Below are 8,994 nucleotides of genomic sequence, written 5' to 3'. Positions count from 1 at the left end.
AGATGGGGGAGAGGGGCAGGGGGGTAGGGGAAGAGAGAACTAATGACTAATGACTAATGACTAATGACTAATTACTCTTTGATAAAGCGTATCCCGTTGTTGGTAAGGTCGTCTTAAGGAAGCGATCGCACTTTGTAATGTTTCTACTTCCATGCATGTACCGCCTAAGGCTCCTGCCATTGTGGTAATGTGTTCTTCCATTAAGGTGCCGCCGATATCGTTACAACCCCAAACTAAGGCTTCTGTTGCACCGGCAAGTCCCAGTTTTACCCAACTCTGTTGATGGTTGGGAATCCAATTTCCTAAGTAAATCCGAGCTACAGCACCTAATAGCAGTGCATCTTGTAAAATAGGTTGGTCGCGTCCGACACGACGACGTAGGGGTTTTGGTGCTTCTTGCCCGACGAAAGGTAATAAAATAAACTCTGTAATCCGTGCTGGATATTGTTGTTCGATGGCTATTTTTTGCAGCGATCGCAGTTTTTCTAAATGCCCAATTTGCTGTTCGTGGCTTTCGATATGCCCAGATAGCATGGTACTGGTGGTATGCAAGCCTAGTTTGTGAGCGGTACTAATAATTTCTAACCATGTGGCTGTATCAATTTTTTCTGGGCACAGTATCCGCCTCACTGTATCATCTAATACTTCTGCTGCTGTTCCTGGCATTGAACCAACACCAGCATCTCGCAAAGCAGCAATGACATCAGCATATTGCAGTCCGTCAAGTCTGGCGATAAATTGCACTTCCTGGGGGGAGAAAGCGTGTAGATGTATGTGGGGAAATTCTTGTTTGATGGTTTCTACTAATTTGAGGTAGTAGGGCAAAGATTTGCCGTTGATTTGTGCTTGTGGATTTAATCCCCCCTGCATACAAATTTCGGTTGCACCCCGTTGCACTGCATCTGCGGCCTTTTCCAAAATTTGTGTCCAATCTAACCAATATGCGCCTGCGTCCCCATCATCTCGACGGAAGGCACAAAAGCTACAGTGTTGCTCGCAAATGTTAGTAAAGTTGATGTTACGATTTATTACGTAGGTAACTGTATCACCTGCTTGTGCGTGGCGTAGAGTATCAGATGTGGTACGTATTGCAGCGATCGCCTCTGGTTCGGTTTGTTGTAACAATGCTACTCCCTCTTCGGGAGATACATCGTACCCCATCAAGGCACGCTCAAGAATTTTTTCAACTGCAATTTTTGTCACCATTATTTGATTATAATTTTGAGATTATAATTTCTAGGGTAGGCTACCGAAATATTAGCCAGCCTTAATATAGCAATCCTGTTTGATTGGTGAGAATTTTTGTGTTGACTGTCATTGGTAATTTGTCCTTGGCTATGTCTCACAAGTGATTGAGAATTGCTGTATACTGAATTTTAATTATTTGTGCATTATTTATAGTTTATATAAATAAAAAAATAGTGTGGTTTTTTCACCACAACTATTTTCACATGTTGATGCACATTTTTATATTGATAATCTCTAGCCAAGCAGTGATATGGCTAATTTGTCCTTGGTTTTGGTGTTCGTCGATGCTGGATTAGCAATCCAATGCCCATACCAATACCGACAATGGCAGTAAAGTAGAATAAACCAATCAATCTGATATAAATTGGTGGTGCGATCGCTTCGACTTCAATTTCTTGTGCTACTTTGATTGGTGTAAATTCACGGCTAGATCCTGAGTTGGGAGTTGCTTCTATCTCAACTTTATGAGGCGCACCGTCAAAAAATTGCTCTTGCCATGTTAACTTACCTTCTTGGTCGCTAAGTCCTTTGTAGGCAAAGACTGTTAAATTATCTTCAAGAGCGATGGCTTTCACCTGCAATGTGACATCTTTGATTGGTTGTCCTGTGGTAGTGTCCTTCACTTGTAAGCCTAAATTTGCAAGTTTACCCACAGTGGCGTTTTTATCTCCCTGAACTTGGATTTCTAATCCTTGGGATTTTTGAGATGATGGTGCGATAGCTTCAGTATTGCTGGAGTGGTGTCCACTGCCATGAGCTTCGGCTACTTCTGCACTAATATTGATAAATAACAAAGCTACTATCGCTATTACTATTAAACTACTTAATAAAAGGCGCACTGATTGGGGAGCAATTTCTCCTTGTTGTAGTTCTTGTTGTCCGCCAATAACCCAACCACCCAACAATCCAACTGCTAATAAAATAGCTGCTGTAATGACAAAATATTTATATTTAATTGGATTTTCTCGGACATTAAGATTTAAAGTTTGCTCGTAGGGAGCAAAGGTATTTGCTACCAAAGGTGACACTTTTACCAGTAATTCATATTTTCCCCTAATCGGTAACATCTGCTGAATTTCTAGTTTTCCGTCAGGTGCAACAGCATTCATTTGCAATAGCTTTGTACCTTCAACAATTGGAAAATCTGTTGTTAACCAAGGAGTAGATGGTGGTGTCAAAATTTCTAAGTTAATTTTGGCATTTTCTAAAGATTTACCCGCAGCATCTACCGCTTGTAGTGTCATGGTGACAGGAGATTGATATCTTTCTGTTCCGGCTTCAAAGGGAAGAATACGTTCTAAATGTGGGTTGGTGGAAAGTATCACTCTGGAACTATGAGTTTGAGAATTTCCTACTAAGGAATAAAGAATTGACAAAGTAATACAAACAGCACCGATAACTCCAAATAATCGATATTTTTTCATAAAAACTCACATTGGCATTTGATGAGCCGCCAGTCGCCAAAATTGCACATGAATTTTAACGACTGACTTCTAAATTCTGTTTTGATAAATTGATGAGGTGTCAAACTATTGTCTAATCCCCCAGTAAAATTTTGGGATTAGTTAATTTAGTGACATGCAACGCCTAAAGTATGATGTCGTACTGAATGTGTTGCGTTATGCACCGCAGGATAAGTGGAGAACAAGGCAGTCCAGATAATCAAAGAAGATAGCAGCATATAAAGCGTTATCTGTACTGGCTTCGATAAGGTAATATTTGCAGTCTTTTGTAATACTGAAATACTAGAAAAACTACTCATTTTTGACCTCGCATAATTAATTTGGGTAATTCATCAATCAAAGGCACAATGCCAATGGATTGCAAAAAGATATACGATAAGCTTCCTATTTGACAAGTAGGTATGAAATGTCTTAACTAATTTGTCTTTAGTGAATACTATATTGTCCTTTTAACTGAGGTCATGGTATGCAGAAATTGACACACAAACTCCATACAAATAACAAAACAATGACACATGATTTTGAATAAGACAAAGATGCCAAATATCAAAAATTCTTGGAAATCCGATGTATTTTATCTGTCAGACTATTTAACTTGAAAAATGATACACATGGGCAAGCAGAGGAGATGCTTGGTAACAGTGATTGACTAATAACAGGTTTATTTATTAAGTAATAAAATATACATGTTTTTCAGTGTTTTTTTGTTTTCAAACCAGATTTTAGCTTGATGTAAATTGCATAAGTTTTAGTAACAGTTTTGCGGCGCTAGCAACTTATTGACAATAATTTTTAATTCAGATAATATACACAATGATAATTGCAAATAATTTTCAATTTTTTTGGTGCTAACTGTTAACTGTCATGCCCAATAACTTCGCTCTGGGTAAAGAAAAACTTTGGAGTCGCCGTCAATTAATAAAGCTGGGCTTAGCAGGTGTGGGAGTGACTGGTGCAGCGGCACTTTGGCAAACGCTGAATTTACAAAGTCAGTCAATAGTCAAAGTACCACCATTTGATATGGAAGCATCAGACAATGTTGCTAACCCAACAAAGATGCTCAGGGATTTTGATTATGGAACGTTAAAACAAGAAAATGGGCGTACTATTCGAGAGTTTCAATTAACTGCGGGTACTTCCATTATTCAATTAAATAGTGCTGTTTCTTACAATATTTGGGATTTAAACGGGCGCATACCGGGGCCAACGCTACGGGCCAAACAAGGCGATCGCGTGCGAATATTATTTCTCAATAACGCTGGACATTCTCACTCTTTGCATTTTCATGGCGTTCATCCAGCAGAAATGGATGGTGTTCGTCCGGTAAGCAATGGCAAAGCCACAATTTATGAATTTGATGCCGAACCTTATGGCGTTCACTTATACCACTGTCATATTGAACCAGTGACCCGTCACATTGCCAAGGGACTGTACGGGATGTTTATCATCGATCCTCCTACTCCCCGTCCGCCAGCTGATGAAATTGTCCTAGTAATGGCTGGGTATGACGTAAATGATGATAGCCACAATGATTACTACGCCTTTAATGGTCTACCTCATCATTACATGCATCATCCCATTCCCATTTATCAAAATCAGTTAATTCGGTTGTATGTCCTCAACATTATTGAATACGATCCGGCAGTCACCTTTCACCTCCACGCCAACTTTTTTGATGTCTATCGCTACGGCATGAGTATGACTGCCAGTGAAAAAACCGATGTACTGACCATGGGTGTAGCAGAAAGGCACATTTTAGAATTTGCTTTTCGCTATCCAGGTAAATACATGTTTCATCCCCATCAAGATAGCATCGCTGAAAACGGTTGCATGGGTCAATTTGAAGTAATTGCTGATAGCAAATCTCAAAAAACTGTAAAAAATTCTTGACTAAATACTTAGTTATTGCTCATCAAGGCAACCACTAGTGAAGTTATTTGTAATTATTTCCAGAAAATTTTCAATTAATTAGTTGATAAAAAATATCATTATATGCGAAAGTACAATCTATGACATTGGGTAGTAGTTTGCCATACAACAATTAATAAATTTAAGTTGTGTTAGGAGTTGAAATGATAAAATTTCGTTATATTTGTTTGACTGTTGCCACTGCGGCAATAATTACCTTGAGTTCTTGTAGCAGTACACCAACCGCCGAAAATCCTTCAGCCCCAGTTGCTACTCCCCAAGCTACAGAAGCAGCAAGTAATAACAGCCATAGCGGTCACGGTAGTAAAGAAAAAATTAACATTAATACTGCTATATTGTCAGAATTAGATAAATTTGAAGCCAAGCTTGGTGTCCCGGCTTTATCTAACAAAATTCAGGCGAATCGTCCTTACGGTAGTCCAGAAGATTTAGTGACAAAAAAAGTGATTACTCAGGAGCAATTTGACCAAATTAAAGACCAAGTTGGCGTTCAAGATGTAGTACTGACAGGGGAAGCCAAAGATGTTGACTACATGTCTAAATTAGGCTTAATGAAAGGACATCTAATAGTAGCAAAAGAACTTTTAGACCAAAATCAGCCAAAACAGGCAGAACCTCATATTGGACATCCAGTTGAGGAGATTTATGTTGATGTAGAAGACCAACTTAACGAACGCAAAGTTAAGGAATTTAAGACAACTTTGGTGAGTTTGCAAGATTTGGTCAAATCTAGCCCCAAGGATAGTAAAGTTAAAACTAATTTTAGTTCTTCAGTGGCAGCCGTTGATGGAGCGATCGCAGCTTTACCAGCAGCAGAACGTTCAAAACCAGGATTTGTATTACAAGTAATTAATGAATTACTGGATGCAGCTAATTCCGAATATGGTGCGGCGATCGCAGATGGTAAGATATCCGCAGCAATTGAGTATCAAGACTCTCGTGGATTTGTCTTTTACGCCAACGAATTATACAAAGGAATTGCCAGCCAAGTAGCTCAACAAGATGCCGAAGCAGATAAAGCAATTAATACTAGTTTTGCCGAACTAGTAAAAGTCTGGCCTGGTGCTATTCCACCAGCTAAACCGGTGAAGACTCCGGAGGATGTTACCAAGTTGGTGAAAACCATTGAGGAAAACTCTCAAAAAGTGATTGATAAATCCAGTTCCCAAGCACAAAAATCGCATTTTGATTTAATGGGAAGTTGAGAGTAAGCTATTTAAAATTAGGAGATAGTTAAGAGTTAGGAGTTATGGAGTGAAAAGTTAGGAGTTAAAAATTAGGAGTTAAGAGTTAGGAGTTAAGAGTTAAGAATTTAAAAACTATAATAAATTTTTAACTCATAATTCCTAATTCATCACTCCTCACTCCTAATTCATCACTCCTCACTCCTCACTCCTAATTCATAACTAATTAAACTCTATTCGTCACTTCAATTCACAACTAATGCAAGAACTTGACCAGAAAAAGACCATTGATTTGCTCAACGCCATCATGGAATTTGAATTAGCAGGAGTAGTACGCTATACACATTATTCGTTAATGGTCACTGGCCCTAACCGCATTCCCATAGTAGCTTTCTTCAAAGCACAGGCAAGCGAATCGTTACTTCATGCCCAACAAGTGGGAGAAATTCTCACAGGTTTAGATGGGCATCCCTCTTTAAAAATTGCCCCAATGGAAGAAACCTACAAGCATACAGTCAAAGATATTTTGGCAGAAAGCTTATCCCATGAAAAAAAGGCATTAGATTTGTATAAAAATCTCCTGGATACTGTCACCAATGCCAGCATTTATCTAGAAGAATTTGCTCGTGGGATGATAGGACAAGAAGAGATGCATAATCTCGAACTGAAAAAAATGTTACGTGATTTTAGTTAATAGTTATTAGTCATTAGGCATTGGTTTTAGACAAATGACTAATAACTAATGACTAATGACAAATAACAAAGGATAAAAAATGGATTTTAGTACTGCTCTACCTACTTTTGTAATTACCCTCCGAGAAGGAGTAGAAGCTGCCCTTGTGGTGGGAATTGTTCTAGCTTTACTGCAAAAAGCGAAAAAATCTAATTTAAAATATTGGGTATATACTGGAGTCGGCGTTGGTATTGCTGTTAGCGGCTTGATAGGAGCGCTATTTAGTTGGATAATTCAAGTAGTGGGAGCTGCTAATCCTCAATATACTTCCGTAGTTGAGCCACTACTGGAAGGTGTATTTAGTTTGTTAGCGATCGCAATGCTCAGTTGGATGCTCATCTGGATGACTCAACAAGCCAAATTTATGAAAGCGCAAGTTGAGGGAGCAGTTATCCAAGCACTGAAACAAAACTCAAATGCTGGTTGGGGTGTTTTTAGTTTAGTTTTTATTGCTGTTATTCGAGAAGGCTTTGAAACTGTTCTGTTTATTGCTGCTAATTTTCAACAAGGACTAATTCCTAGCATTGGTGCAGTTGCAGGTTTAACAGTGGCGATCGTCATAGGTGTGCTTTTATTTAAGTGGGGCATCAAAATTAATATCCGCCAATTTTTTCAAGTAATGGGTGTTTTATTAGTCTTGATTGTCGCAGGCTTAGTAGTTTCAGCCTTGAAAAATTTTGACGACGCCGCAGCTAATTTTGCCCTTAGCAGTCGTGCTACACAAAGCCTTTGTTTCTATTACGAACGCTTTACTAAAATCCATTCTTGTATTTTGGGGCCAATGGTCTCCAATACTTCCACAATTTTGCCTGACGAACAATTTCCTGGCATTATTCTCAAATCTTTGTTTGGCTACAGTGACAAAATCTATCTCGTTCAAGCTGTGGCATATTTTGGTTTTTTGCTCACTATAGGCGGGCTATATTTCCGCAGTATTGGAGGAGGCTTTTTACCAGCCAAAAAGAATACTGCATCTCATCACAAAGCAATTAATTCTGCCAAGGATTAAAATAATTCATGGAAATTTTGTATGTTTTTGTGCTGCATAAAATCAAGAATTATACTTATTTAAGTGCCTTTTAATCCAAGTAAATCTTGTTGCAGTTTTTGACAAGCCTTTTCTATAGCATTTATACTCCCTGGATTCACCAAACCATAATAATCAAACACATAAACTCGGTTATTTTGAGTTGCTTGTAATTGTTTCCAAAAACTTTCTTTTTTCAAATCATCTAAAAGCTCTGTTTGGGAATTACCTTGTGGAGGATTAACCAAAATTATTGCATCTGGATTTGCCTCTATAATTTTCTCAGCCGAAAGAGTTATATAACCACCAACTGGACTTTTTCCTTGTAATTCTGCTGCCAAATTTTTCACCTGAAATTTCGTTAGTAAATCTCCTGCCCAACTATTTTTATTTGGCGCTAAAATTGGTTGACGACTAACCAGCACCAAAGTCGTAAGACTTTCATCAGGCTTATTTGGTAAGAAACTTTGGTAACGATTTAACAAAGGCTGAGGATCGGCATCAATTAATTCAGCTAATGTTTTAGTCAACTTTTCTAGAGATTCCCAATTATTCACCTGGGTAAGTAAAGTGGGAATTCCTAATTGCTGAATTTTTTGAATTGGAATAGTAGAAAAACCTTCTGCGCCAATAACTAAATCTGGTTTGAGTGCTACTATTTTTTCTAAATTAGGAGCATTTTGACCTTCGCTAACACGAGGAATATCTTTAAAACGGGAGTCATCTTTAAATATTTTACTACCAGTAATTCCCACAATTTTTGTTTGGTCGAGTTGAGCGATAATATCAGCAGAGAGAGAAGAAAGAGCCACAACTCTTGTTGTTGTTTTTTTGGGTAATTGCTGCAAATTAGTGTTAGTTGTTTCAGTAGTATTTGCTACTTTTGCTGGTAGCTGTTGAGTACTTACAGTGTTACAAGCAACTAAGGCTATACTCAAAAAAAATGCCAAAGCACATACAAACCAACGATGATACATAATAAAATTCCTTATAAGTTTTGTTCCTCATATAGTTTGCCGCATTTTCATGCAGAATTGCTATAAATGTAGTTAATTCTGTGGAATTAATTAACTTATTCTTTTACTTTTATGTCGATATATTTAACAAATCTACGTAAGGGCGAACAACCGCTCATCGCCAATATGCTTAGGTTATAGTGGAAAGGTTTTAAATACATCCAAATCCCTTTACCCCTTAACCTTTTCCCAGACCACAAGGGAAGTTCATACTGCTTATCCGAACTGTATTGCGTTCGCCCCTACAATAAAATCGCTGTACGGATTTTTGCCTAGTTCTACATATATAAAAAAAGGCGAGTAAAAACGTAGTACAAAATTCTTTAGAAATTTTGACGGCGTTTTACCCCCCAAAATCTATACAAGGTTATGTAAAAATTTTCTTGTATGAGAA

The 8,994-nt window shown here is 38.0% G+C and carries 8 protein-coding genes; 4 read left to right on the top strand and 4 right to left on the bottom strand.

Features of this window, described 5'->3' with window-relative positions; genetic code table 11:
- Nucleotides 1–60 precede the first annotated feature (60 nt).
- From cofH to GNE10_RS27500, 3 genes are all read right to left on the bottom strand, one after another.
- Nucleotides 61–1,206 (bottom strand): 7,8-didemethyl-8-hydroxy-5-deazariboflavin synthase subunit CofH, encoded by a 1,146-nt coding sequence (cofH, locus tag GNE10_RS27510; protein ID WP_185568753.1) that lies wholly within the window; start codon nucleotides 1,204–1,206, stop codon nucleotides 61–63.
- A gap of 296 nt (nucleotides 1,207–1,502) precedes the next feature.
- Nucleotides 1,503–2,672, bottom strand: a complete 1,170-nt coding sequence (locus GNE10_RS27505) for a hypothetical protein (RefSeq protein WP_185568751.1) — start codon at nucleotides 2,670–2,672, stop codon at nucleotides 1,503–1,505.
- 146 nt (nucleotides 2,673–2,818) lie between these two features.
- The gene (locus GNE10_RS27500; protein ID WP_185568748.1) at nucleotides 2,819–3,010 is read right to left on the bottom strand and encodes a CbtB domain-containing protein; all 192 of its coding nucleotides are present in this window, start codon (nucleotides 3,008–3,010) and stop codon (nucleotides 2,819–2,821) included.
- A gap of 565 nt (nucleotides 3,011–3,575) precedes the next feature.
- Here GNE10_RS27500 and GNE10_RS27495 point away from each other — a divergent pair.
- The 4 genes from GNE10_RS27495 to GNE10_RS27480 all read left to right on the top strand — a co-directional run bounded on the left by GNE10_RS27495 (nucleotide 3,576) and on the right by GNE10_RS27480 (nucleotide 7,566).
- A complete protein-coding gene (locus tag GNE10_RS27495; RefSeq protein WP_185568745.1) occupies nucleotides 3,576–4,601 on the top strand; it encodes a multicopper oxidase domain-containing protein in 1,026 nt (341 codons plus the stop codon).
- A 182-nt stretch (nucleotides 4,602–4,783) separates the two neighbouring features.
- A complete protein-coding gene (locus GNE10_RS27490) occupies nucleotides 4,784–5,845 on the top strand; it encodes a helix-hairpin-helix domain-containing protein (protein WP_099067911.1) in 1,062 nt (353 codons plus the stop codon).
- A 238-nt stretch (nucleotides 5,846–6,083) separates the two neighbouring features.
- Nucleotides 6,084–6,518, top strand: coding sequence for a bacterioferritin (locus tag GNE10_RS27485; RefSeq protein ID WP_099067912.1), 435 nt, complete (start codon nucleotides 6,084–6,086; stop codon nucleotides 6,516–6,518).
- Between the two features lie 79 nt (nucleotides 6,519–6,597).
- Nucleotides 6,598–7,566, top strand: coding sequence for an FTR1 family protein (locus GNE10_RS27480; protein WP_185568742.1), 969 nt, complete (start codon nucleotides 6,598–6,600; stop codon nucleotides 7,564–7,566).
- 59 nt (nucleotides 7,567–7,625) lie between these two features.
- Here GNE10_RS27480 and GNE10_RS27475 read toward each other — a convergent pair whose 3' ends face one another.
- The gene (locus GNE10_RS27475) at nucleotides 7,626–8,561 is read right to left on the bottom strand and encodes an ABC transporter substrate-binding protein (RefSeq protein ID WP_185568739.1); all 936 of its coding nucleotides are present in this window, start codon (nucleotides 8,559–8,561) and stop codon (nucleotides 7,626–7,628) included.
- Nucleotides 8,562–8,994: the final 433 nt, after the last annotated feature.

Source organism: Nostoc sp. 2RC (genome assembly GCF_014222165.1).
Lineage (GTDB): Bacteria > Cyanobacteriota > Cyanobacteriia > Cyanobacteriales > Nostocaceae > Nostoc > Nostoc linckia.
The sequence above is the reverse complement of the archived record's forward strand: the minus strand, read 5'-3'. Positions and strand labels throughout refer to the sequence as shown.